The sequence below is a fragment of the Flavobacteriaceae bacterium HL-DH10 genome, from assembly GCA_031826515.1.
Lineage (GTDB): Bacteria > Bacteroidota > Bacteroidia > Flavobacteriales > Flavobacteriaceae > Thalassobellus > Thalassobellus suaedae.
Genome location: CP134536.1, coordinates 2,780,545 through 2,807,454, shown reverse-complemented (window position 1 = coordinate 2,807,454; position 26,910 = coordinate 2,780,545). Strand labels below are relative to the sequence as shown.

The 26,910-nt window shown below is 31.7% G+C and carries 26 protein-coding genes; 12 read left to right on the top strand and 14 right to left on the bottom strand.

What is annotated here, in order from left to right:
- Positions 1-59 precede the first annotated feature (59 nt).
- From rimO to recR, 12 genes are all read right to left on the bottom strand, one after another.
- Entirely contained in the window at positions 60-1,364 is a 1,305-nt protein-coding gene (rimO, locus tag RHP49_11905) for a 30S ribosomal protein S12 methylthiotransferase RimO (GenBank protein ID WNH11600.1), read from the bottom strand.
- A gap of 736 nt (positions 1,365-2,100) precedes the next feature.
- Positions 2,101-3,075 carry a signal recognition particle-docking protein FtsY gene (gene ftsY, locus RHP49_11900; GenBank protein ID WNH11599.1) on the bottom strand — a complete coding sequence of 325 codons (975 nt, stop codon included), beginning with the start codon at positions 3,073-3,075 and terminating at the stop codon, positions 2,101-2,103.
- 264 nt (positions 3,076-3,339) lie between these two features.
- Entirely contained in the window at positions 3,340-3,492 is a 153-nt protein-coding gene (locus RHP49_11895; protein WNH11598.1) for a DUF4295 domain-containing protein, read from the bottom strand.
- 11 nt (positions 3,493-3,503) lie between these two features.
- Positions 3,504-3,686: a 50S ribosomal protein L33 gene (gene rpmG, locus RHP49_11890; GenBank protein ID WNH11597.1), complete on the bottom strand. Its 183-nt coding sequence runs from the start codon at positions 3,684-3,686 to the stop codon at positions 3,504-3,506.
- Positions 3,687-3,714: 28 nt separating this feature from the next.
- Positions 3,715-3,951, bottom strand: a complete 237-nt coding sequence (rpmB, locus tag RHP49_11885) for a 50S ribosomal protein L28 (protein ID WNH11596.1) — start codon at positions 3,949-3,951, stop codon at positions 3,715-3,717.
- An 84-nt stretch (positions 3,952-4,035) separates the two neighbouring features.
- The gene (locus RHP49_11880) at positions 4,036-5,286 is read right to left on the bottom strand and encodes a competence/damage-inducible protein A (protein ID WNH11595.1); all 1,251 of its coding nucleotides are present in this window, start codon (positions 5,284-5,286) and stop codon (positions 4,036-4,038) included.
- On the bottom strand, positions 5,286-5,627 hold the full coding sequence (locus RHP49_11875) for an Hpt domain-containing protein (protein ID WNH11594.1): 342 nt from the start codon (positions 5,625-5,627) through the stop codon (positions 5,286-5,288). The genes RHP49_11880 and RHP49_11875 overlap by 1 nt, the downstream gene beginning before the upstream one ends.
- Positions 5,628-6,239, bottom strand: a complete 612-nt coding sequence (locus tag RHP49_11870) for a fumarylacetoacetate hydrolase family protein (protein ID WNH11593.1) — start codon at positions 6,237-6,239, stop codon at positions 5,628-5,630.
- An 89-nt stretch (positions 6,240-6,328) separates the two neighbouring features.
- Positions 6,329-7,105, bottom strand: coding sequence for a 3'-5' exonuclease (locus tag RHP49_11865; protein WNH11592.1), 777 nt, complete (start codon positions 7,103-7,105; stop codon positions 6,329-6,331).
- Between the two features lie 103 nt (positions 7,106-7,208).
- A complete protein-coding gene (locus RHP49_11860) occupies positions 7,209-8,534 on the bottom strand; it encodes a dihydrolipoamide acetyltransferase family protein (protein ID WNH11591.1) in 1,326 nt (441 codons plus the stop codon).
- Between the two features lie 76 nt (positions 8,535-8,610).
- Complete coding sequence (locus RHP49_11855) at positions 8,611-9,711, bottom strand: glycosyltransferase family 2 protein (protein WNH11590.1); 1,101 nt, start codon at positions 9,709-9,711, stop codon at positions 8,611-8,613.
- Between the two features lie 9 nt (positions 9,712-9,720).
- Positions 9,721-10,338, bottom strand: coding sequence for a recombination mediator RecR (recR, locus tag RHP49_11850; GenBank protein ID WNH11589.1), 618 nt, complete (start codon positions 10,336-10,338; stop codon positions 9,721-9,723).
- Between the two features lie 123 nt (positions 10,339-10,461).
- Here recR and RHP49_11845 point away from each other — a divergent pair, with 123 nt between their 5' ends.
- Complete coding sequence (locus RHP49_11845; protein WNH11588.1) at positions 10,462-11,922, top strand: sodium:solute symporter; 1,461 nt, start codon at positions 10,462-10,464, stop codon at positions 11,920-11,922.
- On the opposite strand, the gene RHP49_11840 is transcribed toward RHP49_11845, so the two are convergent.
- Positions 11,893-12,255 (bottom strand): CoA-binding protein, encoded by a 363-nt coding sequence (locus RHP49_11840; protein ID WNH11587.1) that lies wholly within the window; start codon positions 12,253-12,255, stop codon positions 11,893-11,895. The two genes, RHP49_11845 and RHP49_11840, sit on opposite strands and share 30 nt — an antisense overlap.
- A gap of 187 nt (positions 12,256-12,442) precedes the next feature.
- On the opposite strand from RHP49_11840, the gene RHP49_11835 reads away from it, so the two are divergent.
- Entirely contained in the window at positions 12,443-14,908 is a 2,466-nt protein-coding gene (locus RHP49_11835; GenBank protein WNH11586.1) for an outer membrane beta-barrel family protein, read from the top strand.
- A gap of 728 nt (positions 14,909-15,636) precedes the next feature.
- On the opposite strand, the gene RHP49_11830 is transcribed toward RHP49_11835, so the two are convergent.
- A complete protein-coding gene (locus RHP49_11830) occupies positions 15,637-16,641 on the bottom strand; it encodes a beta-ketoacyl-ACP synthase III (GenBank protein ID WNH11585.1) in 1,005 nt (334 codons plus the stop codon).
- Between the two features lie 159 nt (positions 16,642-16,800).
- Between RHP49_11830 and htpG the strand changes: the two genes are divergently transcribed.
- The 10 genes from htpG (at position 16,801) to RHP49_11780 (ending at position 26,876) form a co-directional block, all read left to right on the top strand.
- Positions 16,801-18,711 (top strand): molecular chaperone HtpG, encoded by a 1,911-nt coding sequence (htpG, locus tag RHP49_11825; GenBank protein WNH11584.1) that lies wholly within the window; start codon positions 16,801-16,803, stop codon positions 18,709-18,711.
- A gap of 224 nt (positions 18,712-18,935) precedes the next feature.
- Positions 18,936-21,131: a B12-binding domain-containing radical SAM protein gene (locus RHP49_11820; GenBank protein WNH11583.1), complete on the top strand. Its 2,196-nt coding sequence runs from the start codon at positions 18,936-18,938 to the stop codon at positions 21,129-21,131.
- Positions 21,132-21,279: 148 nt separating this feature from the next.
- Positions 21,280-21,438 carry a hypothetical protein gene (locus RHP49_11815; protein WNH11582.1) on the top strand — a complete coding sequence of 53 codons (159 nt, stop codon included), beginning with the start codon at positions 21,280-21,282 and terminating at the stop codon, positions 21,436-21,438.
- 238 nt (positions 21,439-21,676) lie between these two features.
- Positions 21,677-22,156 carry a CIA30 family protein gene (locus RHP49_11810; protein ID WNH11581.1) on the top strand — a complete coding sequence of 160 codons (480 nt, stop codon included), beginning with the start codon at positions 21,677-21,679 and terminating at the stop codon, positions 22,154-22,156.
- Between the two features lie 318 nt (positions 22,157-22,474).
- Positions 22,475-23,434 (top strand): tRNA-dihydrouridine synthase family protein, encoded by a 960-nt coding sequence (locus RHP49_11805; protein WNH11580.1) that lies wholly within the window; start codon positions 22,475-22,477, stop codon positions 23,432-23,434.
- A 67-nt stretch (positions 23,435-23,501) separates the two neighbouring features.
- Positions 23,502-24,329, top strand: a complete 828-nt coding sequence (locus tag RHP49_11800) for an FKBP-type peptidyl-prolyl cis-trans isomerase (protein WNH11579.1) — start codon at positions 23,502-23,504, stop codon at positions 24,327-24,329.
- 206 nt (positions 24,330-24,535) lie between these two features.
- Positions 24,536-24,760 (top strand): hypothetical protein, encoded by a 225-nt coding sequence (locus RHP49_11795; protein ID WNH11578.1) that lies wholly within the window; start codon positions 24,536-24,538, stop codon positions 24,758-24,760.
- Positions 24,761-24,762: 2 nt separating this feature from the next.
- Positions 24,763-25,434 (top strand): DUF1080 domain-containing protein, encoded by a 672-nt coding sequence (locus tag RHP49_11790; GenBank protein ID WNH11577.1) that lies wholly within the window; start codon positions 24,763-24,765, stop codon positions 25,432-25,434.
- Positions 25,435-25,509: 75 nt separating this feature from the next.
- Positions 25,510-26,127, top strand: coding sequence for a YkgJ family cysteine cluster protein (locus tag RHP49_11785; GenBank protein WNH11576.1), 618 nt, complete (start codon positions 25,510-25,512; stop codon positions 26,125-26,127).
- A gap of 113 nt (positions 26,128-26,240) precedes the next feature.
- Positions 26,241-26,876 (top strand): MOSC domain-containing protein, encoded by a 636-nt coding sequence (locus RHP49_11780; GenBank protein WNH11575.1) that lies wholly within the window; start codon positions 26,241-26,243, stop codon positions 26,874-26,876.
- The last annotated feature ends 34 nt before the right edge of the window (positions 26,877-26,910 follow it).

Sequence of the window (26,910 nt, the reverse complement as noted above, 5' to 3'; positions counted from 1 at the left end):
ATATCTCAAAAATATTCTATCAATTATTAGATTCCTGCCTTCGCAGGAATGACAAAAACTTAGTTTACAACCTCACCATAAAGATCAAAATCTTCTGCTTCAATAATTTTTATAGTCGCAAATTCACCTGTTTTTAAATAGGTTTTAGAGGCATCAATAAGCACTTCGTTATCTACATCTGGAGAATCAAATTCAGTACGTCCAACAAAATAGTTACCTTCTTTTCTGTCGATAACCACTTTAAAAGTTTGTCCTATTTTTTGCTGATTCAATTCCCAAGAAATTTGTGACTGAATTTCCATAATCTGATTTGCTCTGTCAATCTTTACATCTTCAGGAACATCATCTTCTAAATTATAAGCATGTGTATTTTCTTCATGGCTATACGTAAAGCATCCTAAACGCTCAAAACGCATATCTTGTACCCATTGTTTTAATTCTTGAAAATTCTCTTCTGTTTCTCCTGGATACCCTACAATAAGTGTCGTTCTAATAGTCATATTAGGAACCGCTTCTCTAAACTGATGAATAAGCTTGGTGGTTTTCTCTTTAGTTGTACCACGACGCATACTTTTTAAAATAGCATCAGAAATATGTTGTAACGGTATATCTAAATAATTACAAATTTTAGGTTCACGATTCATGACATCTAACACATCCAAAGGAAACCCCGTTGGAAATGCATAATGCAAACGAATCCACTCAACACCTTCTACTTTTACTAAAGCTTCTAGTAATTCGGCTAGGTTACGCTTTTTATAGATATCAAGACCGTAATACGTTAAATCTTGAGCAATTAAAATAAGTTCTTTAACACCATTGGCTGCTAATTTTTCAGCTTCTGTAACAAGGTTTTCAATGGGAGTACTTTTATGTTTGCCTCGCATTATTGGAATAGCACAAAACGAACAAGGTCTGTCACAACCTTCAGCAATTTTTAAATATGCATAGTTTTTTGGTGTTGTAGTTAAACGTTCACCTATTAACTCATGCTTATAATCGGCTCCCAAAGCTTTTAATAAACCTGGTAATTCTGTCGTACCAAAATACTCATCTACATTTGGTATTTCTTTTACCAAATCTGGCTTATAACGCTCACTCAGACATCCTGTAACAAACACTTTATCGACATCGCCATCTTGTTTTTTCTGTACGTACTCTAGAATTGTATTGACGCTCTCTTCTTTCGCATTATTAATAAACCCACAGGTATTAATAACTACAATATTACCTTCTTCTTCATGAACTACATCTTTTCCACTAGCTTTTAACTGCCCCATTAACACTTCACTGTCGTAAACATTTTTACTACAACCAAGGGTTACAACATTAATCTTGTTTTTCTTAAGAGTTTTTGTGCGCATACTTTCTATAAATCAGGGCGCAAAGATACACAATGATTGTGGATTAACGAATGTAGATTAGCGATTAACGAACTAGGTTTATAAATTATTAACTAAACCTTTTTTTATATTTGAGAGTATAAACTACAAAAACCTACATTATGAAACATTCATAACTAAATTTTCGATACCCAAGAAAATGATTAAATGAATGTTACATGTGTACGATAAAGAACAATAATATAAACACATGAAACCTCTTTAGCTTTCAATACCAGTTTTGTTATTGTTTTAGGTTTTTTATCTGATAATAAAGATGAAACTAAAGCACCTATTAAAGGTGAGATATACTTCCCTCCTATTAATACGGATACATGGGGGACAGAATCTAAAACAGATTTAAATTGGAATGAAAGTCAACTCCAACCATTAATAGATTTCTTAGAAGAAAAAAAAACACAAAAAATTTTATCATTTTACATCATAGTAAAATTGTTTTGGAAGCATATTCAAATGGTCATTACGAATCTAAATCTTGGTATGGGGAAAGTGCAGAAAAAACACCAACATCTCTAGTTTCTAGATAGGTAAGAATGATCAAAAATTCTATATAATACCAAGTATAAAATTAGTAAGTATTAGAATGAGGAATACTGCTAATACTGTCAATTTCACTTTATCTGACTTTGATAATGATTTATGGGAGAAGATTAATGCATTGATTGATTAACCTGAGATTCCTGATTTTGGAGGAAACTTACTTAAAAAAAGAATCTACAAATTCAAATTTATTGAACACTTGTAAATCTTCAATCCCTTCACCTACACCAATATATTTTACAGGAATTTTAAATTGATCTGAAATACCAATTACTACACCGCCTTTTGCTGTACCATCAAGTTTTGTAACCGCTAAAGACGTTACCTCTGTAGCTGCAGTAAACTGTTTAGCTTGCTCAAAAGCATTCTGACCTGTTGAGCCGTCTAAAACCAATAACACATCGTGTGGGGCATCGCTAACTACTTTTTGCATGACGCGTTTTACTTTTGTAAGCTCATTCATTAAATTCACTTTATTATGTAAACGTCCCGCAGTGTCAATAATAATAACATCTGCTTCTTGATTTACTCCAGACTGTAGTGCGTCAAAAGCCACAGATGCAGGATCGCTCCCCATGTCTTGTCGTACCATAGGCACATCAACGCGATCTGCCCAAACTTGTAATTGATCTATAGCTGCTGCTCTAAATGTATCAGCAGCTCCCAAAACCACTTTTAAACCTTGTTTTTTAAACTGATAAGCTAGTTTCCCAATAGTAGTTGTTTTACCAACACCATTTACACCAACTACCATCAACACATAAGGTGTTTTAGTGCCATCAGTTTGTTTTGGTAAACTAGGAATGGTGTATTCAGTGTCTTCACCAGTATTAGTTTCACTCAATAAACCTGCGATTTCTTCGCGAAGAATTTTATTTAATTCATCGGTACCCAAATATTTATCTTTAGATACACGGGCTTCAATACGTTCAATAACTTTAAGCGTTGTATTTACGCCTACATCACTAGAAACCAAAACTTCCTCCAAACTATCTAAAACATCATCATCTACTTTAGATTTTCCTGCTACAGCTTTACTTAATTTACCAAAGAAACTAGATTTAGTTTTTTCTAAACCTTTATCTAATGTCTCTTTTTTTTCTGAAGAAAATATTTTTTTAAAAAAACTCATTCTTTCAAACGTTTATTTATTGATTCGTTTATCTGTTTCTCTCTGAGAGCGCGTTAGGGATTGATGCGGTATCCTTTTTTGTTTTCTCAAAAAAGATTTAGCGGAAAGCCCGACCTTTAGGGAACGCTCAAATTATAATTGTCAATTTTCTTACCACAAATAGCAATAGTGCTAAAATGACAGTGAAAACCGTTCAAATATAAATATAAAAAAGCAGCTATCTATACAGAAAGCTGCTTTTGAGTATCTTAAAAAAACAAGGTTTTACTTTTTAGCTAAAAAGTCGTTTACTTGTTCTGGATTCATTATAGATTCAACAAACATGTAAGCTCCTGTTTTTGGAGACTTAACCATTTTTATTGCTTTCGTTAATCTTTTAGATCCTGTTTGTAATGATGCTACTGATTTCTTTGCCATGATCTATTTTTTTACTTGATTTCTTTATGAACTGTCATACGTTTAAGAATTGGATTAAATTTTTTAATCTCCATTCTATCTGGCGTATTCTTTTTGTTTTTAGTAGTAATGTATCTTGAAGTTCCTGGTTGTCCAGACTCTTTATGCTCAGTACATTCTAATATTACCTGTATTCTATTACCTTTCTTTGCCATTTTCTTATCTAATTATATAATGTGGCTATTATTTTAAAAACCCTTTAGACTTCGCATCTTTAATTGCTGCAGAAATACCTATTTTATTAATAGTTTTCAATGCAGATGTAGAAACCTTTAAAGTTATCCAGCTGTCTTCTTCTGGAATGTAAAAACGTTTCTTTACTAAATTCGCATTAAATTTGCGTTTAGTTCTGTTTAATGCATGAGACACGTTGTTTCCAACCATTGCCTTCTTTCCTGTAAGTTCACAAACTCTTGACATTATATTTATAACTTTAAAATTCTTGTTGCTTAAAATCGAGGTGCAAATATACTAATTATTTAGTATGTAACAACCTAATTTAAATCAATTTTTAAAAATTTCTTTTAACAACATTTCAAAGGCCTTGTTAGCTCCTTTATTTATCACTTTTGTGCGATGATTTCCAAGCATAAATTTTTCTGAGTAAACCCTTGTTTTTGTAGCAATTGCAATAAAAACAGTCCCCACTTCTTCATCAGAATCACCTTTTGTTGGTCCTGCATTTCCTGTTGTTGCAATAGCATAATCTGTTTTAAATAATTCCAAAACATGTTTTGCCATAGACTCTGCTACTTCTCCACTAACAACAGAATACTCATTAATAGCATCTTTTGAAACTCCTAAAATATTAATTTTTGAATCGGTTGCATAACTAACCACACTACCTTTAAAATATGCCGATGCTCCAGAATTTGTAGTAAAACGCTCTGCAATTTTACCTCCAGTACAACTTTCAGCTGTTGCTACCGTTTTTCCTATTTTGGTTAATTGCTTCCCTATAATAGCTTCAATAGAATGATCTTCATCCTCAAACCCTAAAAATTCATCTTTAATTAAAGGAATAACAGCATCAATTTGTTTTTGAACATCATCTTTAATTTTTTGCTCATCAAAACCTTTTGCAGATAAGCGTAGCCTCATATTTCCTAAACTAGGCAAATACGCTAACTTAATGTATTTTGGCAAAGCATCTTCCCACTCCTCTATAATAGCCGCTAATGTACTCTCTCCTAAACCATGAATTAATAATGTTCTATGAAGTATAAATGGACATTGAAACTTATCTTTTAATTTAGGAATAACTGCATCATCAATTAAACCCTTCATTTCAAAAGGCACACCAGGAAGCGAAATGAAAATTTTATCGTTTTTTTCTAACCACATCCCAGGAGCAGTTCCTAGTTTGTTCATTAAAACGCTTGCTTTAGAAGGTATTAATGCCTGATCTTTATTAACTTGCAACAAAGTTTGCCTTACATATTGTTTCCAAATAGCTTCAATATTTTCTAATACAGAAGTATCTAAAACTAAAGTATCATTAAAATATTCGGCTATTGTTTTTTTGGTAATATCATCTTTAGTAGGCCCTAATCCTCCCGTAATTAAAACAATATCAACTCTACTTTCAGCATCTTTTAAGGCGTTTAGTATATGTTGTTTATCGTCTTGTACGGAGGTTATTTGATAAACTGAAATTCCAATTTTATTTAATTGTTTTGCTATATACGAAGAGTTCGTGTCAATAACTTGACCAATAAGAAGTTCGTCCCCTATGGTAATTATTTCTGCTAGCATTATAAATTAAAATCTGATCTCATTTCGTTCACTGCCTTATCGACTGCCGAAATTACAACTTCAAGTTGTGCAGTTATATCTAAATCTGTTTTTGTAAACTTTCCCCAATCTTGTACTTCAATTAAAGTATCAAGTATTCCTAGTTCAAATAAATCGACTGTTGGTTTCATTTTATGCGCTGCCTGATATGCCTCTTGATAATCACCTTCGGCAACAGCTTTTTTTAGTCGCTCTGCATCTTCAGGCACTTCTTCTAAAAAGGCTTCAGCTAAAGTGGCAATAAAATCTTCGTCGTTATCAGCTAATTCACGTACTCTAAATAATTTGTAATGTTGTTCCATTTATTTTACTGTTATTGAAAACATCTCTTTGTTTTCTATAAATCCTTTTAATTTATCGTTTGCTATGACTCTGCCAACTCCAGCAGGTGTGCCTGTAAATATAATATCTCCAATCTTTAAAGTGAAATATTTTGACACATATTCTATTAATTCATCAATTTTCCATAACATGTGGCTTGTATTTCCTTTTTGAACAATATTTTCGTTCTTTTTTAAAGAAAACTCAATAGCATCAACCTCATCTATCTCTCTAACAGGTAACCAATTACCAATTACTGCTGCACCATCAAAAGATTTTGCTTTTTCCCATGGCAAGCCTTTTGCTTTTAACTGACTTTGTAAATCGCGTGCAGTAAAGTCAATTCCTAAACCAATCTCATTATAATATTTATGAGCAAATTTTTTATCAATATGCTTACCGACTCTATTTATTTTAACCAAAATCTCAACTTCATACTGCACATCATCTGAAAAGTCCGGAATAAAAAAAGGCTGCTTTTTTAGTAGAATTGCGGTATCAGGTTTCAAAAAAACAACAGGTTCTTCTGGTTTTTCATTTTCTAATTCTTTTATATGTTCGGTGTAATTTCTACCGATGCAAATGAGTTTCATACGTTGTCATTCCTGTGAAGACAGGAATCTGTTTTATTATTTAATTCTAATTTCTATTGTGGATTCCTACCTTCGCAGGAATAACAAGATTATCCTAACTTATTATTAAAGTTCCTTAGTTTAATAGCTGTAAGTACCTTTTTAGTATATAATGGAAAATCGGCATTAAGTAACCAACCAAAATAACCAGGTTCTTTTTCTAAGACATCAGTTACTAATTTCCCTTTATGCTTTCCGAAAGAAAAACATTCTTCCCCTTTTTTATTATAGGCTATAAAACCTGCAAAATCTGCAAATTGTTTTCTAGAACTAAATTCCGCTAAAAACTTAGTATCATTTTCTATCTCGTCATACTTAGCTATTTGCGCTTTTAAAACCTCATAAGTCGCATTAGTATCAGCTTCTGCTCCATGAGCCCCTTCCAGTTCTTTATCACAATAAAACCTATATGCAGCACTTAAAGTACGTTGTTCCATTTTATGAAAAATAGTTTGCACATCAACTGCGACACGATTTTTCATATCAAAATCTATATCTGCTCTCAGCATTTCTTCAGCTAAAAGCGGAATATCAAATCTATTTGAATTAAAGCCTCCTAAATCAGAATCTTTAATCATATTATGAATGTCTTTAGCAAGCTCTTTAAACGTTGGTTCGTTTGCTACTTTTTCATTAGTAATTCCGTGTATTTCAATAACCTCTTTTGGTATTTCCATCTCTGGATTAACCAACCATGTTTTACTTTCTTTATTTCCGTTAGGAAATACCTTGAGAATAGATATTTCAACAACACGGTCTTTTGATATATTAATTCCTGTTGTTTCTAAATCGAAAAAACAAATGGGCTTAGTAAGATTTAACTGCATTTATATTTTTTTTGAGAAATGTAAAGATACTAAATTACAAAAGTGTGGAAAGCAAAAACCCAACCCTTTTATGGATTGGATTTTTATATATTGAATTTAAATACTATATCTCTCTATTAGAGTCCCAAGCTTCTAAATAATCTTTTACAGCTTTAACAAACATACCTCCCAAAGCACCATTAACAACACGATGATCGTAAGAATGTGATAAAAACATTTTATAACGAATACCTATAAAATCGCCTTCAGGTGTTTCTATAACTGCTGGCACTTTTCTAATAGCGCCTAAAGCTAAAATACCTACTTGCGGTTGATTGATGATTGGTGTTCCCATAATGCTACCAAAAGTTCCTACATTAGTAACGGTATAAGTACCTCCTTGCACATCGTCTGGCTTCAATTGATTTAAACGTGCTCGATTGGCCAAATCATTCACCTGCTTCGTCATACCAACTAAATTAAGTTGATCTGCATTTTTTATAACAGGTACGATTAAATTACCATCTGGTAAGGCTGCCGCCATTCCTAAATTGATATTTTTCTTTTTTACGATGGTATCACCTTGAAGCGAAATATTCATCATAGGATAGTCGCGAAGCGCTTTAGCTATCGCTTCCATAAATATGGGTGTAAAGGTTAAATTCTCACCTTCACGCTTCATAAAAATATCTTTATTCTTTTTTCTCCAATTCCAAATTTTAGTAACATCGGCTTCAATAAAGCTTTGCACATGAGCAGATTTCTGAACAGACTCTACCATATGATGAGCAACCAGCTTACCCATTCTGGTCATTTCAATAATTTCATCTTCCCCATTACTAACTACAACTGGCTTAGAAACTTCTTTCGGTTTTTCTAAAATTGGCTCCTGAATAGCTTCTGGAGTTTCAGCTTTTTGTATAACAGGTTTAGGATTACTACCTCTATTTTTAATATGAGATAAAATATCATTTTTTGTAACACGTCCTTCTTTTCCTGTTCCTTTTATAGCATCTAATTCTTGCTGAGAAACTCCTTCTTGCTTTGCTATGTTTTTAACTAGTGGCGAATAAAAACGAGCATCACTAGAAACTACCGGAGCAACTGTTTCTTTTGCTATATTTATTGTTTGTTCAACGGCTTCAACAACTGCTTCATGTTCTTTTTCTTCTTCAACTTCATCTTTAGTTTGCAAAACCTCATCATCACCTTCAGTTTCTATAATTGCCAAAACTTGACCAACTTGCACAACATCATCAACATTAAAAAACTTTTCAACTAAAACACCATCAACTTCGCTAGGCACTTCGCTATCAACCTTATCTGTAGCTATTTCTAAAACTGCTTCATCCAATTCTATAGTTTCTCCTACTTCTTTTAACCATGATGTAATAGTTGCTTCCGCAACACTTTCACCCATTTTTGGTAATTTAAGTTCGAATTTTGCCATATCAATAACGTAATACTTGTTTTTTAATTTTATTTTGCAAAATTAACAAAAAAACATTGCTTTCAATGTGTTTTATCTACAAAAACTCTTTTACCTCCCCTTTTCCAAATCCATTATTACTACCTATAATAAAATTCGATCCATTAGGTAATATTTTATATGTCAATCCGTCTCCTACATTGTCTCTGCTTATAGCATGAATTATATGCTTATAAGTTAACACATTAGCATCGAATATAATTTCTGAATTTTTATTAACTGATTTTATATCGGATTTCAAAACCATATTTTTAGACAAAACAGATGCTAATTTTTTATTTTCTTTATTAGAAACAAAAACATATTCTGAAATATTTTCAGGCTTAACTTTTCGAATTCTTCTAAAGGTATGAGCCAACTCAATACCTAACCAAACAAACATATCGAATAATCTATTTTTTTTAAAATGCTTTTTATAGAATATTTTCATAGCACCAAAAAAACGACGCGCATAATAACGGTCTTTTAATGTGCTTTCTCCTTTAAAATGAATAATTATAGCCTTTCCAAAATAATAATTCTTATATCCTTTTTTTAATACTTTATAAGACAAGTCTATATCTTCACCATACATAAAATAGTCTTCATCAAAACCTCCAACTTCATTATAAACGTTCTTTTTAATTAACATAAATGCACCTACCAAAATATCTACTTCTCCATTTTCGTTTTTATCTACATGATTTGCATAATAATCTTTAGAAAAGCCTAATATTTTTTTGAATGCTACATTTACCGTAGGTATATTCCGTTTACTTTCAGGCAAAAACAAACCGCCTCCGTTAATTAACTTACAACCAACAATACCTAAATTATCTTGATTTTCAGAAAACTCTAATACCTTTACAAAAGTATCTTCTGCAACTACTGTATCTGGATTCAAAATACATAAATATTCTCCTTTAGCTTGCAAAACACCAACATTATTTCCTTTTGAAAAACCTAGATTTTCTTTATTTTCAATAAGATTAACTTCTGGAAAGCACGCTCTAACCATATTACAACTATCATCTTCAGAATTATTATCTATGACAATAATTTCTGCATCAATATTTGCAATAGCAGCTTCAACACTTTTTAGACAGAGCTCTAAAAAATAGCGTACATTATAATTTAGTATGATTATTGAGAGTTTCAAAAATAAATTTTACAATTTTAAAGAAGATTCAAACGGAATTCTGTTTAATATACTTCTTCCTAAAGTTATTTCATCGGCATATTCTAACTCATCTCCAACCGAAATCCCTCTAGCTATTGTTGATGTAAAAACTTTATAATCTTGAATTTGTTTGTAAATATAAAAATTGGTAGTATCCCCTTCCATAGTTGAACTTAACGCAAAAACCAACTCATTTATTTTACCATCTTTAACTTTATTAATTAATGACTCTATATTTAAATCATGTGGACCTACTCCATCCATAGGTGAAATTTTACCTCCTAGCACATGGTATAATCCCTTAAATGAACTTGTATTTTCAATAGCCATAACATCTCTAACATCTTCTACAACACAAATAATATCTTCTTTTCTATTGGGGCTAGAACAAATTTCACAAAGTTCGGTATCGCTAATATTATGGCAAGATTTACAAAATTTAACATCATTACGCATGGTTTGCAATGCTTCACTCAAAGCAAAAGTTTGCTCTTTGGGTTGCTTAAGCATATGCAACACCAAACGCAAAGCCGTACGCTTACCAATTCCTGGTAATTGAGACATTTCGTTTACGGCACGTTCTAGTAATTTCGAAGAAAATTCCATGACTGCGAAATTAATATTTAGACTTCAATTTAGCTAATTTTACAAACTCTTTTAAATAACAGCTAATGCGCTTGGATTTTGAATTTTAATATTTGTAATTTGAAAACTTGAAAAATTGGTTTTATGACTGCAACACAGATTCTTTTATTAATAGCAGCTTATTTTGGCGTTTTAATTTTAATATCCTATTTCACAGGTAAAGAAGATTCTAACGACGCTTTTTTTAAAGCTAATAAATCGGCTCCTTGGTATTTAGTTGCTTTTGGAATGATAGGTGCTTCATTATCTGGGGTTACATTTATATCGGTTCCTGGCATGATTGGCGGACAACAATTTGCATATATGCAAGGTGTTTTCGGCTTCTTTGTTGGTTATTTATTTATCCTTTTTGTGCTACTTCCTATTTATTACAAACTTAATGTTACATCAATCTATCAATACTTAGAACAACGTTTTGGGAAAATAAGTTATAAAACTGGGGCCTTTTTCTTTTTACTTTCGAGAGTCACCGGAGCTTCATTCAGACTCTTTTTAGTGGCCTTAGCTATGCAATATATTGTTTTTGAAGACATAGGAATTCCTTTTTGGGCAACCGTAGTTATCTCCATTTTATTAATTTGGATTTACACCAATAGAGGTGGTATAAAAACTATTATTTGGACTGATACTTTGCAAACTTTAGCCATGTTAACTTCTGTTGGAGTTGCTATTTATTTAATAAATGAAAAATTAGACTGGAGCTATATTGAGTTTTTAAATTCTAATGAATTCTCTTCAAGAGGAAAAATTTTCTTTTTTGATGACCCAAACGCAACTACTTATTTCTGGAAATATTTTATTGGAGGTATTTTTATAGCTATTGCTATGACGGGTTTAGACCAAGATATGATGCAAAAAAACCTAACCTGTAAAACATCCCAAGAATCTAAAAAGAACATGTTTACAATGGCAACATTACTGGTATTTGTTAACTTTTTCTTTTTATCTCTAGGCGCATTATTATTTATTTATGCAGAAAAATTTGGTTTGCAAATTCCTATTGTTGATGGCAAAACAAGAACCGATTTATTATTTCCAGAAATTGCTATGAATCAAGGTTTAGGCACGGGGTTAGCCATAACTTTTATTATTGGTTTAATTGCTGCGGCATATTCAAGTGCCGATAGTGCATTAACCTCATTAACAACATCATTCTCTGTAGATTTTTTAAACATTGAAAAACTGCCAATAGAATCGCAAAAACCACTTAGAAAAAAAGTGCATATCGGTGTTTCTATTTTATTAATAATCGTTGTTATTATTTTTAATAATCTTGAAGGTAACGTTGTTGGAAACTTATTCAAGTTTGCCACCTTTACCTATGGTCCATTACTAGGTTTGTTTGCTTTTGGTATTTTAACCAATTACCAAATTAAAGATAAGTATGCTTGGGTTATTGGCTTGCTATCAATCGTTATAAGTTTTGCTATAACATCCTTACCAGAAAGCATTATTGGGAGTTATAAATTTCATTGGGAAATACTTCCTCTAAACGGATTGATTACTTTTATGGGTTTAATATTGATTCGTAGAAAGCAAGACTAAAGTACAAGCCGCTTCAAAAGCAATATTATTTTCTTTTAAAATATTATAAAATTGTGGGTTTTCGGTTCCTGGGTTAAAAATAACACGCTTAGGTTTTAACGATACAACATACGCATAATATGCTTTTTGTTGTTCTGCATTAAGATATAAAGTGACAGTATCTATATTTTTATAAGGCAACAATTTAGTATCAACAGTTACGCCTTTAATAGTTCCTTTTTTCATTCCAAAAGCAACAACTTCATAATTGTTCGCAACTAATCTTTGTACTGCATAATTAGAATATCTATTTGGTTTTAACGATGCTCCAAGCACCAATGTTTTTTTATTCATATAGTAATATTATTCTTTTTTTTCGGTCACATATAACATTCATTTAATCTTTTATTTGGTATCTAAAATTCAATTATGAATGTTTCATTATGTTAAAGGAATGTTAATAAATAAAATTAGAGTAACAAAATTAAATTTTAAACGTCTATTAAATAATCATTTATCAATCAAAAATAATCAATCCAAAATGAAAAAATTAATTTTCATGTGCTTCCTATTGTTCGCAATATCTACAAAAGCATATACAGATCCCGAAACAAACGCCGATAAAACAGGCACCATTACTGGTAGAATATTAGACGCAACATTAAAAGCCCCCTTACCGTATGTAAATGTTATTATTAAAAACTCGAGTGGAAATATTATTACTGGAGGTATCACTTTAGAAGATGGCACTTTTGAAATTGAAAAAATAGCAGAAGGTAAAATAAATTTAAACATTCAATATATTGGCTATAAAACTGTTACAAAGAGTCTCACTATCAAAAAAGGGAATTACAAAATAAATCTAGGAACTATTTATTTAGAAGAAGAAACTGAAGGCTTAGATGCTGTAACTATAATTGCAGAAACCTCAAGCATACAACAAAAAGTAGATAGAAAGGTTATTACAATTGGCAAAGACTTAGCGGCTACAGGTACTGCGTCAGAATTAATGATTGGCATCCCTTCAGTAAGTGTTGATGCTCAAACTGGAGATATAAGCTTACGCGGAAACCAAAATGTTCGTGTTATGGTAGATGGTAAAATATCAAATATACCTACAGCTCAATTATTAAAACAAATTCCCTCTACGGCTATAAAATCTATAGAATTAATTACGAATCCTTCTGCTAAATATAACCCTGAAGGTATGAGCGGTATCATAAACATTGTGCTTCATAAAAACACCATGATAGGTTTTAATGGCAATGTTAATATTAGTTTAACTCATGAAATAGAAGCTAAATTTAATAGCTCTATAGATATGAATTATCGCAATGGTAAATTTAATTTATATGGAAGTTATAGTAATAATATTTCTAAAAACAGAAACCAAGGAAATATTTTCAGATTGGAAAATAACTCTGAACAATTTTTAAAATTCTTAGACAAAAGAAATTCTAATCTATATAAAATTGGTGTAGACTATTATTTAAATGATAAAAATACCATTTCAGTTTTTACTACTCAAAACAATTCTGAAAATGGTACAACTGGCGAAACAGACGTTTTCTTTTATGATAATTTGTCTTTTAACCAAAACCAAGTATTTTCAGCAAAAAGCAAGAACGCCTCTTCTCAATATAATTTTGATTACAAACATGATTTTACAAAAGATGGTCATAATATAGAACTAGAAGTAGACTACAATATTTTTGAAGATGACAGACCAGTTGATTTCACCTATCAATTTGCTCCTGATGAGAACTATAAAGATTTTAATAATACAGATAGAAAAAGTACTACTATAAACTTAGATTATGTCAACCCATTATCTGAAAGCACAAAATTAGAATTAGGCTTACAAGCACGTTTATTTAATTCTGATATTGTATATGCATCTACTGGAGAAACTTTAAATAGCGAAGGTGTTTTAAGACCTACTCCAAGTACTAATTTTGATTATACCCGAGATATTTATTCTGCATATGCAACCTACAGTAAAAAATTCGAGAAATGGACGACTCAAATAGGCATACGTGCCGAAAATGTACTAGAAGATGCTTTAGCGTTATCATCTGAAGCATCAAGCACTGAAACTTTTAAAAATGACTACTTTGAACTATACCCATCGGCATTCATAACATATTCGCCATCAGACAAAAACGCATATCAGTTAAGTTATAGTCGTCGTATAGATCGCCCTGGTATAAATCAAGTAAATCCTATTAAAGAATGGAGCACACCTTTAATTTCTCAATACGGAAATATAAATTTAACACCTCAATTTACCAATTCAATTGAAGCCAATTATACTCGAACACTTAACAATAGAAAGGGAACAGTAACAGGTGGTATATTTTATAGAATAATAAATGATGATATTAATAGAGCCTTATTTATAGATAGAAGTGATGTTAATTCTGGTCGTGTCATTTTAACAAACGATAATTTTGGTAATACCGATGCTTATGGGTTTGAATTATCTTCAAATTACAGACCAACAAAGTGGTGGAATATTAACTCTAGTTTCGATATATATTCTCAAGTTAATAAAGGTATTGCTGAAAACCTAACAGCTCCTATTGAAACTGCAACTATAAACGATATTGAAACAAAAATTAGCGAAGTAGACAATGTTGCTTGGAATTTTAGAATGTTTAATAATTTTAAATTAAACAAAACCGTTTCGCTTACAGCTTTTGGTTTTTATAGAGGCAAAAACAGATCCTTACAATTAGATAGAGAGCCGATGTACTTCGTTAATTTAGGTGCTAGAGTTGGATTTGCCAAAGGCAAAGGTACATTTAGCTTTAACTATAATGATATTTTTAACACTATGGAATTCGCCTTTAATGGCTCTAAACCATTCCCTCAAACAGGCGCTTTTAATTGGGAAAGCAACACTTGGAATATTGGTTTAAATTATAGATTTGGTGGCGAAAAATACAGTGCTAAAAAACGTAAAAAACGTGATAACAACACAGAATCTGATGGCGGATTTTTGTAAACAATATTCTAATAACTAAAATAACAGCTACTAATCAGTGTAAATTTTTGGTTATTAAATAACAAGCTCCAAAGTTTTTATGCTTAAGCGTTTTGCTTTTAAATCAATAAATCTATCAAAATACTAAACATTTAACACAAATAGCTATTCACAAACACTTTATCATCAATTAATCGTGCTAAATAAAATATAATAACTATCATTGTTAATGACTTCCATATCAAATTTTATCTTCATTTGAATTAGTCACTTAATAAAAGTTAATCTTACTATGGTAAGTTAACCCTTAGAAAAAAAATAAAAATAGCAAAACCCATAATTTTAAATTATGGGTTTATTTTTTATAATTCAAATGTTAAAATTGTTAAATATTAGATGTAACACAATAATTAACAACATTGTACGTTTAAAAACTACATACTATCTTCAAAAGCGAAATGTAATTATTTAAGAGTTAGTCACCTTCAAAGTTTGAAATTCGTAAAATTATAGTATGTATTAATTCATAGAACTCGGAATAAAATATTCCGAGTTCTATTTATTTTTATTACTGTTAAAAAGAGTTAAATATTAAAACAAATGCAATATTATATAGTTTTATACGTCTAAATATATAATTCCTCACATTAGTAATAGTGTTAGTAGAATTTGATTAATAGCTAGAAAAACCCGAAACTTTTAAGTTCCGGGTTTTTCGTTTTCATTAGTAACCTAACATTTTATATTGGTTACCATTTAATTATCGCACTTCCCCAAGTAAAACCACTACCAAAAGCAGCTAATACCACATTATCTCCTTCTTTTATTTTACCTTCTTCCCATGCTTCAGTTAAAGCAATTATTACAGAAGCAGCCGTTGTATTGCCATACTTCATAATATTATTAAAAACTTGATTGTCTTGTAATCCAAATTTTTTCTGAATAAATTGTGCAATCCGCAAGTTTGCTTGATGCGGAATTAACATATCAATATCTTCTTTTTGCAAACCATTTTTCATTAAACCTTCCATAATTACCTCACTAAAGCGAACCACTGCATGTTTAAAAACAAACGTGCCATCCATATAAGGAAAGTATGATAAATCTTCTTCTTCAGATTCCATAATTTCAGGTATCCAATGCGCTATACTTGGTGATGCTACAATTAATTTATCGGCATACTTACCTTCACTATGTAAATGTGTTGATAAAATCCCCTTAGTAGAATCTTCTTCTCTAGAAAGCACACAAGCTCCTGCTCCATCTCCAAAAATAACGGTAACACCGCGTCCTCGTGTTGATTTATCCAATCCATTACTATGGTATTCTGCACCAACAACCAAAATGTTTTTATACATCCCAGTTTTTATAAATTGGTCTGCCACAGAAATAGCATATATAAAACCAGAACATTGGTTTCTAACATCTAAAGCACCAATGGTTCTCATATCTAACAAATCTTGAATTTGTACACCACAACCAGGAAAATAATAATCGGGACTTAAGGTTGCGAATACTATAAAATCAATATCATCTTTAGTTAAACCAGCACGTTCAATAGCTATTTTAGCAGCTTTAGCTCCCATGGTTGCCGAAGTATCACCAGTTCCTTTTTTTATCCATCTACGTTCTTTTATTCCTGTTCGTTCTTGTATCCATGCATCATTGGTATCCATCATTTTAGACAAATCGTCATTGGTTACCACATTATCAGGTACATATTTACCTAAACCAATTATTTTAGAATTATACATAGTTTTAGTTTTAAAGGAAAAACAAATTACAAAATTAATTCTTCTAAATCTAGTTTCGCTATATACAATTACGAGTGTCAGTTTGTCACCTTTTACTAATTGGCATTTTTGTTGTCTACTAGACATATGTATTAAACAAATAATTAAAACATATATATCATGACAAAAGGAAACATTAATGTATCGGTAGAGAATATCTTCCCCCTCATTAAAAAATTCTTATACAGCGATCACGAAATATTTTTACGTGAATTAATTAGTAACAGTACCGATGCTACTTTAAAGCTTAAGCACTTAACAAGTATTGGTGAATCTAAATCGGAGTACGGTAACCCTATTATTGAGGTTAAAATTGACAAAGAAGGCAAAAAACTTCATATTATAGATCAAGGTTTAGGTATGACTGCTGATGAAGTTGAAAAATACATTAACCAAGTGGCTTTTTCTGGAGCTGAAGAGTTTTTAGATAAATATAAAGATTCTGCCAAAGATTCAGGAATAATTGGTCATTTTGGTTTAGGTTTCTATTCGGCATTTATGGTTGCAGAAAAAGTAGAAATTATTACTAAATCGCATACCGATGCACCTGCTGCACATTGGACATGTGATGGATCTCCAGAATTTACTTTAGAAGCTTCTGACAAAACAGAAAGAGGCACAGAAATTATCCTTCATATTGCAGAAGATTCTACTGAGTTTTTAGAAGAAAGTAGAATTCGTGAGCTCTTAAACAAATACAATAAGTTTATGCCTATTCCAATTAAATTTGGAACTAAGGATATAAACGATCCTGAGCACGAACCAGCAACTATTACCGATAAAGATGGTAAAGAAACTAAAGAGCCTCATAGAAAAATTACGGTAGATGATATTATTAACAATCCAAATCCGGCTTGGACAAAACAACCAGCAGATTTAAAAGATGAAGATTATAGCAGTTTTTACCGCGAATTGTACCCAATGCAATTTGAAGAGCCTTTATTCAACATTCACTTAAATGTCGATTACCCATTCAATTTAACAGGAATTTTATATTTCCCTAAAATGGGACAGGATTTAAATATTCAAAAAGATAAAATTCAACTGTATCAAAATCAAGTGTATGTAACCGATAATGTTGAAGGTATTGTTCCAGAATTTTTAACCATGCTTCGTGGTGTTATTGATTCTCCAGACATTCCGCTAAACGTATCGCGTTCATACTTACAAGCTGATGGGGCTGTAAAAAAGATTTCGTCTTACATTACACGTAAAGTGGCCGATAAATTAAAATCGTTATTTAACAGCAATCGTGAAGATTTTGAAGCTAAATGGAACGATATTAAAATCGTTATTGAATACGGTATGCTTTCAGAAGACAAATTCTTCGAAAAAGCCGATGCTTTCGCATTATACCCAACTGTAGATGGTAAGTACTTTACTTACGAAGAGTTATTCAATAAAATAAAAGCAAATCAAACTGATAAAGATGATAAGCTTGTTATTTTATATGCTTCAGATAAAGATGCGCAACACAGTTATATTGAAACGGCTAAAGCTAAAGGTTACGAGGTATTATTATTAGATTCTCCTATTGTTTCTCACTTAATTCAGAAACTTGAAAGCTCTAAAGAAAACATAACGTTTGCTCGTGTAGATGGCGATCATATTAATAATTTAATTAAGAAAGACGAAACAACTATTTCTAAATTAGATGAAGACCAAACCAAAGCTTTAGAAGACATATTAAAAGAAGTGATTCCTTCTGAAAAATTCATGGTACAATTAGAAGCTATGGATAGCAACGAATCGCCATTCACTATTACGCAACCAGAATTTATGCGTCGTATGAAAGAAATGCAAGCAACTGGAGGTGGCGGTATGAATATGTTTGGCAACATGCCAGAAATGTTCAATCTTGTTGTAAATACAAACTCTGAATTGGTTGGTGAAATTTTAAACACTAAAACCAAAAAGAAACAAGAGCGTTTAATAACCCAAAGTTTAGACTTAGCACGTTTGTCTCAAGGCTTATTAAAAGGCGAAGAGTTAACAAACTTTATCAAGCGTAGTTACGAAATGATAAAATAAACCTTTTGTCATTCTTGCGAAGGCAGGAATCTCATCCTATTATAAAACCAAAACCACTTTGTGAAAACAAGGTGGTTTTTTTGTTTTAATGGCAATTTGAATTTTGGTATAAGACACAGATAAGTTCTTTAATAAACAAATCTAAAAACTATAGCAAACACCATAAGATTGCTTACACACGTCATCTTTTCAACTATATTTGTCATCTATATCGATAAATAATTTTGAAGACAAACCTTTTACTCATAACGCCACCGTTTACGCAATTAAACACACCGTATCCTGCTACCACCTACTTAAAAGGATTTTTAAACACCAAAAATATTGGCGCGTTTCAAATGGATTTGGGTATTGAAGTGATTCTCAATTTATTTTCAAAAGAAACATTTTCAGCACTTTTTGATCTGGCTTTTGATACCAATCAAATTAAAACTGAAAACGCCCAAAGAATCTACACGCTAAAAGACAATTATTTACAACCGTTAGATGATATTATAGCCTTTTTACAAGGTAAAAAACCAAGTTTTGCCAGACAAATTTGTTCAGATAACTTTTTACCACAAGCCTCTCGATTTGAACAATTAGACGATTTAGATTGGGCGTTTGGTTCTATGGGTTTACAAGACAAAGCGAAACACTTAGCAACCTTATATCTGGAAGATTTATCCGATTTTATTATTGAATGTATCGACTCCAATTTTGGCTTTAGTCGGTATGCTGAACGTTTAGGTTTAAGTGCCAATTCGTTTGATGAATTGTACGCCAATCTTCAAGAAGAGACCACTTACATAGACGATATCACCTTAAATATTTTAGACGATACACTAAAAAAGATACAGCCAAAATTGGTTTGCTTTTCGGTGCCGTTTCCTGGTAATTTATACAGCGCATTTCGTTGTGCACAACATATTAAAACCAACTACCCGAACATAAAAATTGCCATGGGTGGCGGATTTCCAAATACAGAATTACGTTCGGTTTCTGATGTACGCGTTTTTGAGTTTTTCGATTTTATAACACTTGATGATGGTGAATTGCCTATTGAACTACTGTACAACCATGTTTGTCACACTGAGCGCAGTAGAAGTGAGTCTAGTGAATTTAAACGCACCTTTCTTTTAGAAAACGGCAAAGTCGTTTATAAAAACAACAGCACAAAACCAGACTACAAACAAAGTGATATTGGCACACCTGATTATTCCGATTTATTATTAGACCAATATATTTCGGTTATAGAAATTGCAAACCCTATGCATAGCCTTTGGAGCGATGGCAGATGGAACAAACTCACCATGGCTCACGGTTGCTATTGGGGGAAATGTACCTTTTGTGATATTTCGTTAGACTATATAAAAATTTACGAACCCATTGCTGCCAAACTTCTGGTAGACCGTATGGAGCAACTTATTTCGCAAACCCAAGAAACCGGATTTCATTTTGTAGACGAAGCAGCTCCACCTTCATTAATGAAAGCATTATCTCTTGAAATTATAAAACGAAAACTAACGGTAACCTGGTGGACGAATATTCGTTTTGAAAAGAACTTCACCAAAGATTTATGCTTGCTACTAAAAGCTTCGGGTTGTATTGCGGTTTCTGGCGGACTCGAAGTAGCTTCAGATCGCTTATTAAAACTGATTGATAAAGGTGTTACCGTAGAGCAAGTGGCGCAAGTAACGCGTAATTTTACCGAAGTCAATATTATGGTGCACACCTATTTAATGTACGGCTACCCAACACAAACCGTTAAAGAGACCATTGATAGTTTAGAAATGGTGCGTCAGCTCTTTGAAGTTGGTGTTTTACAATCGGGGTTCTGGCATCAGTTTGCATTAACAGCACACAGCCCTATTGGATTAAAACCTGAAGCTTATAATATTATCCCAAATTACAAGGATATTAAATTTGCGAATAACGATATCGATTTTACCGACACCACAGGTATAGACCACAACCAATTTAGTTTCGGATTAAAAAAATCATTATTTAATTATATGCACGGTATTGGTTTTGATTTACCGCTGCAAGATTGGTTCGATTTTAAAATACCAGACACCAGTATCCATCAAGATTTTATTTATGACAGCTTAGAAACGCCTGTTACTTTTAATATAAAACCAAACGCTAAAATAGTTTGGCTAGGTAATATGCCTTTGGTTAACGCATTTTCTAAAAAAAAGAAACACCTTTTAGAATTAACCTTTCATAACACCAGCAACAGCTTTAGCATTGTTACCGATAAAGACAAAGGCAACTGGTTTTTAGACCGTTTAGAAACATCGCTAAGTCCTTATAACGATAGACTACAATCGTTTTCACAATTAAAAACAGATTTTGAAACCCAGTTTGAAGATTTTGAATTGTTTTGGTTCTCTAAACCTATGCTTGTTTTGAGAGAAAATGGATTGTTAGTTTTGTAAGAAAACTTGATTTTGTAAAAGTTTTCTACTACATTCGTTTGACGTTAGATATGAAATATTTATGTTGAATTTATTTCAATATTAAAACGATTTCATACCTATGCCATTAGCGATAATTATAAACGACATATTCTTAAATAAAAAACAAATGAAGACATTAGCTAAATTAAAACACATAATTACATTAGCCATTATTGCCCTAAGCTTTATTTCTTGCACCAAGCAGGAAGGAGGTTGCGAAACAGAAACAGTTTGCTTTGGGGATGGAAATTGTATTGAAAAACCTATACCTGGTACATGTTTCTAAAAAATCATACTTTTAGTAAATATTAGCTATTGGTATGCCGATTTCATATCAAAATCATTTTGATTCATTAAGACTAACCAAATAAAAAACAATAAACTCTCATTAGTTTATCTAAAATAGTTCTTTAATAAGAACAATATTTTGTTTAATTCTATTGAATAATTAATAAACAAAATTTAATTAAATAATAAAATACATCATATTTATTCTAATTTTGTTACAAGTAATAAACTCCAAAATGATTTTTGATTTTAATAAAGACGCAGACATTCAAGATTGGAATGTTGTAGATGATGTAGTTATGGGAGGCATATCGTCGAGTGAATTTAAACTCAACGCTGATGGATTCGGTGTATTTGAAGGCCATGTGTCTTTAGAAAACAATGGTGGTTTCTCATCTGTTCAATATCAGTTTGAAAAAGTCGAAGTAGCAAAATATAGATCTATAAAAATTAGACTAAAAGGTGATGGCAAAAATTATCAGTTTAGAGTTAAGGATAACACAAGTAATTATTATTCTTATATCACTACATTTTCAACTACCAATGAATGGCAGGTTGTTGAAATTGCTTTGAAAGACATGTATCCTTCATTTAGAGGAAAACGCCTTAATACGCCTAACTTTTCACATGATTTTATCGAGCAAATTACATTTTTAATTAGTAATAAAAAAAATGAAGATTTTAAACTTATAATTGATACCATAGAATTGATTTAAATCCGCACTATATCATTCCGAGGCACGAGGAATCGCATTAGTTGCTCATGTTTTGTGATTCCTCCCTTTAGTTGAAACAACAAATAACTCGTAAAATCTTCGTTATTTTCACAACTACACAGCAAATTAACCAATCTATACATCGGTACAAACAACCTTAGTTGATAGTTGCGTTAACGATTGAACGGTTCGACTGCGCTCACCGCAGGCTAAATATTTAAGCTCCCTGATTTTTTCAGGAAAGAGCGCATAGACGAAAACGTGTTTAAACGCCTAAAAAACAAAATATAGTTTATCTTTGCGCCACATAAATAATACATGGGTTTTACATTACTTTCTTCGCCATTACAAGGGTTTACCGATTTTAGATTTCGTAATGCGTTCCATCATTATTTTGGAGGTATTGATACGTTTTATTCGCCTTATATACGGTTAAATGGCAAGTTAAAAATTAAAGCTTCCTATCAAAACGATATACTACCAGAAAACAATACCACATTAGAGGTTATACCACAAATTATTACCAATGATGCTGATGAGTTTTTGTTTGTTGCTAAGTATGTGCAAGGCTTGGGGTATAAAGAATTAAACTGGAATTTAGGATGTCCATATCCTATGGTTGCAAAATCTGGAATGGGTTCGGGGTTAATTTGCAATCCTGAAAAAATCAATACTATTTTAGAACGCGCTCATAAGGAAACCGATATTTTAGTATCTATGAAAATGCGTATGGGTTATGAGAATGCTGAAGAAATCCTGGAGGTCTTTCCTATTTTAAATCAGTACCCGTTAAAAAATATTGCGATTCATGCCAGAATAGGTAAACAATTGTACAAAGGTCCTGTAGATTTGGATGCTTTCGAACGTTGTATCACGAATACCAAACACAAATTATATTATAACGGAGACATTACAAGTGTGGGGGCTTTTAAAAGTATGCAAGCCCGTTTTCCTAGTTTAGATCATTTTATGATTGGTCGCGGATTAATTGCCGACCCATTTCTGCCGCAAATGATAAAAAATGACACCACCGAATATCCAAAAAACCGATGGGATATTTTTGAAGAATTCCACAATACCATATACACACAATACGACGACTATCTTTCCGGACCAACACCTATTAAAATGAAAATGTTAGGCTTTTGGGAATTCTTTTCGCAATCGTGTTCTAATCCTCAAAAAACATATAAAGCTATAAAAAAGGCTACTAATCCGTTTAAATATAAACAAGCGGTGAGTGCTATTTTAAATAACGAACGGAAGAACAATAATTAACACCCCACTTATAAAGCCTAAAAATTAGGCAATAGTAATCGTATTATTATATTTGCTCAAAAAAAACATGAAAAACATTTTAATTGCATTTACTTTAATTTTAATAACATCTTGTAGTAAAGATAATGCACCTGTAGATTACACTACTAAAAACGATGAAGACATTCAAGCTTATATTGCTGAGAATAATTTAAACGCACAAAAAAGCAGTACAGGACTGTATTATGTAATTGATGAGCAAGGTAACGGAGAAAACCCAATCGCGACTGATAGAGTTAAAGTGGCATACAAAGGTTACCTAACCAACGGAACTGTTTTTGATGAAAGTGTAGATGGATTTTCATTTAGCAGTTTACAAAATCTTATTCCAGGATGGATTGAAGGTCTTAGCTATTTTAGTGAAGGTGGTAAAGGAAAACTTTTGATTCCTGCACATTTAGCATACGGTGGCAATAATAATGGTGCAATACCTGCGGGTTCTGTAATTATTTTTGATATCGAACTTATTTACGTGAACTACGAAACTGAAAATGATCAAGAAATTCAAACATATATAGCAGATAACGATTTAGTAGCAGAAAAAACTAGTTCTGGGCTATATTACACCATGGATGTTGTAGGTGAAGGTACGCAGCCAACCATTACAGACAATGTATCTATAACTTACAAAGGCTATTTTACAAATGGTAATATATTTGATGAAAGCTCACAAAGCGTAAGTTTCGATTTAAAAAATTTAATAACAGGTTTTTCTGAAGGTATTACTTATTTTAAAGAAGGCGGAAGCGGAACCCTGATTATACCATCCCATTTAGCTTATGGAAATACTGATGTTTCTGTAATACCAGGTGGATCTGTTATAATTTTTGATATTGAACTGCTTTCTGTAAACTAAAACATAATTTTTATATTATAAATCAAACCACTTTGTAAAAACAAGGTGGTTTTTTGTTTTAAAAAAAACAACTAACTTGGTGTGTCTTTAAAATGCCTTACAAATGAAATATCTATAACTAAATTTGATACCCAAGAGAAAGATTAAGAAGCTGCTTGAGATGACTACCGATAGCTATCGGGGTGAAAAATAATAAATATAAACACATGAGAAAAACAGCTAGAATTATTACCATTTTATTAATAGCATTAACACTTACTAATTGCGCGACCGTTTTTGGAGGTCCGATAAACTCACATCAAAAAACAAAACCAGCTCCTGGACAACAACAAAGAGATATTAGAGTAGTTGCTTTAATTGCAGACATTCTTCTTTTCTTACCAGGCACTATAGTAGACTTTGCTACTGGAGCCATTTATAAGCCTTATTAAATATGAAACACTTTTTGTGTCATTTTTTACTTCTTCTATTCCTTTTAGGTTTTCAACTAGGATATACTCAAAAAACCAAAAACCTTTTTAATTCAACAAATTTAAAAGGTTGGTATGCTTTTGAAGCTAAAACAGGCAAACACAACAAGGCTTCTGAAGTTTTTAAAGTTGAAAACAATATGATACGCTTGTATGGTAAAGATGCTGGATACTTAATGACTAAAAAATCATTTAAAAATTTCGAATTAACTTTAGAATTCAAATGGAACACAGATACTTTGTATGCCAGAAAGAACAATAAAAAGAATAGTGGTGTAATGTATTTAGTAAATAAAAAAGCACGTGATACGTTATGGCCAAAAGGTGTTCAATTTCAAGTTAAAGAAGGTGGTACTGGCGATTTTATATTGCTTCAAGGCGTTACAATAAATGTTAACGGTAAAAAAACAGAATCAGGTAGAAGTGTTGTATCAAAACGATTTATTGATGCAGAAAATCCCATTGGTGAATGGAATTCTATTGTTATTACTTGTAAAGATGGCTTCATTGAACAAAAACTTAACGGAACATTAGTTAATTCTGGCACAGACGTTTCTGTTTTAAATGGCAGAATTCTGCTGCAATATGAAGGATTTCCTATTGATTTTCGAAACATTGAAATCATGAGTCTTTAAGTAAAAAACATCTCTTTTTAAATTAAAAACAAACAACCTAACAAACCGAAGAGTTATAGCGTACATTCACTAAAAATGAATATGTCTATAGAACGCAGGGTGAAATTGGTTGAAGAATTATTTAATAAGTTAGATTTAGAGATTTCAGAATTTCAAAACAACTCACAATTACACTGCTTAACAGGATGCGGCAATTGCTGTACCAACCCAACTATGGAAGCCTCTCCTTTAGAATTTTTACCATGGGCTTTTTATTTGTTTTTAAATGGACAAGCAGAAATCACACTTAAAACACTAAACTCCAAAGAAACGCAACCTATTTGCCATATTTATAGTCCGTTAAATCTGGTCGATAGTACGATGGGGCGTTGTAGCAATTACAAATACCGTGGGCTTATTTGCAGACTTTTTGGTTATGCTGCAACTAACGACAAATACGGGAAGCAACGTTTAGTAACCTGCAAAATTATTAAAGAAAACCAACCTGATTTATATCAAGATACAACCGAAGCTATTAACAACGGATTGTATATTCCAATATTTACAGATTACTATATGCAATTATCGCAAATAGATTTTAATATGGGTAATGTTTTTACTCCAATAAATAAAGCACTAAAATTAGCTATTGAAGAAGTGTTACAATATTATGCTTACAGACCATTCCCAGGTGGATTAGAGAAAATTGCTTGATTTTTTTTATCACAACAACGCATTGCCTTTGTCTAAAAATTTAACTAATTTAGTTTAACGCCTCATATAAAATCATTAAAACGGCTTTATACTATTTAGAGTTAAACAAACCTATGAAAATCACGTCTACTAATATAGCAAGACCAACTACCATTATTTGGAATGAAAAAGAAGTAACCACAGGTATTTATAAAACACCAACTATAGAACCTATCTTCTTAGGAAAAAACGACGTAAAAAATGATGAAGTAACCGATAGAAAACATCATGGTGGCGAATTTAAAGCCTGTTATTTGTTTTCGGATAATCAATATGAGTATTGGAAAAACCTGTACCCTAATTTAGATTGGAATTGGGGCATGTTTGGAGAAAACCTAACCGTTAATGGTTTAGATGAAACTAAACTCTTTATTGGTGATATTTATAAAGTTGGTGATGCTTTAGTACAGGTTACCCAACCTCGTGAACCTTGTTTTAAATTTGGTGTGAAGTTTGGCAATCAAAAAGCACTTAATCAATTTATTGAACATGGTTTTTCGGGAACTTATGTTCGTGTTTTAGAAGAAGGTTTTGTGAAAACAGGAGACTCGTTTAAACGCGTTGAACAAGCAAAAAACAGCATTACAACTTGGCAATTTTTTAATTTACTATTTTCAAAAGAAAAAAACCTTGAGTTTATTCATTTGATTTTAAATAATGATGCTTTACCACAAAGTATAAGAGATAAATTAAAGTCTTTTATAAAGTAACTTGGGTTTGTTATATCTTTGCCTCAAACACCTT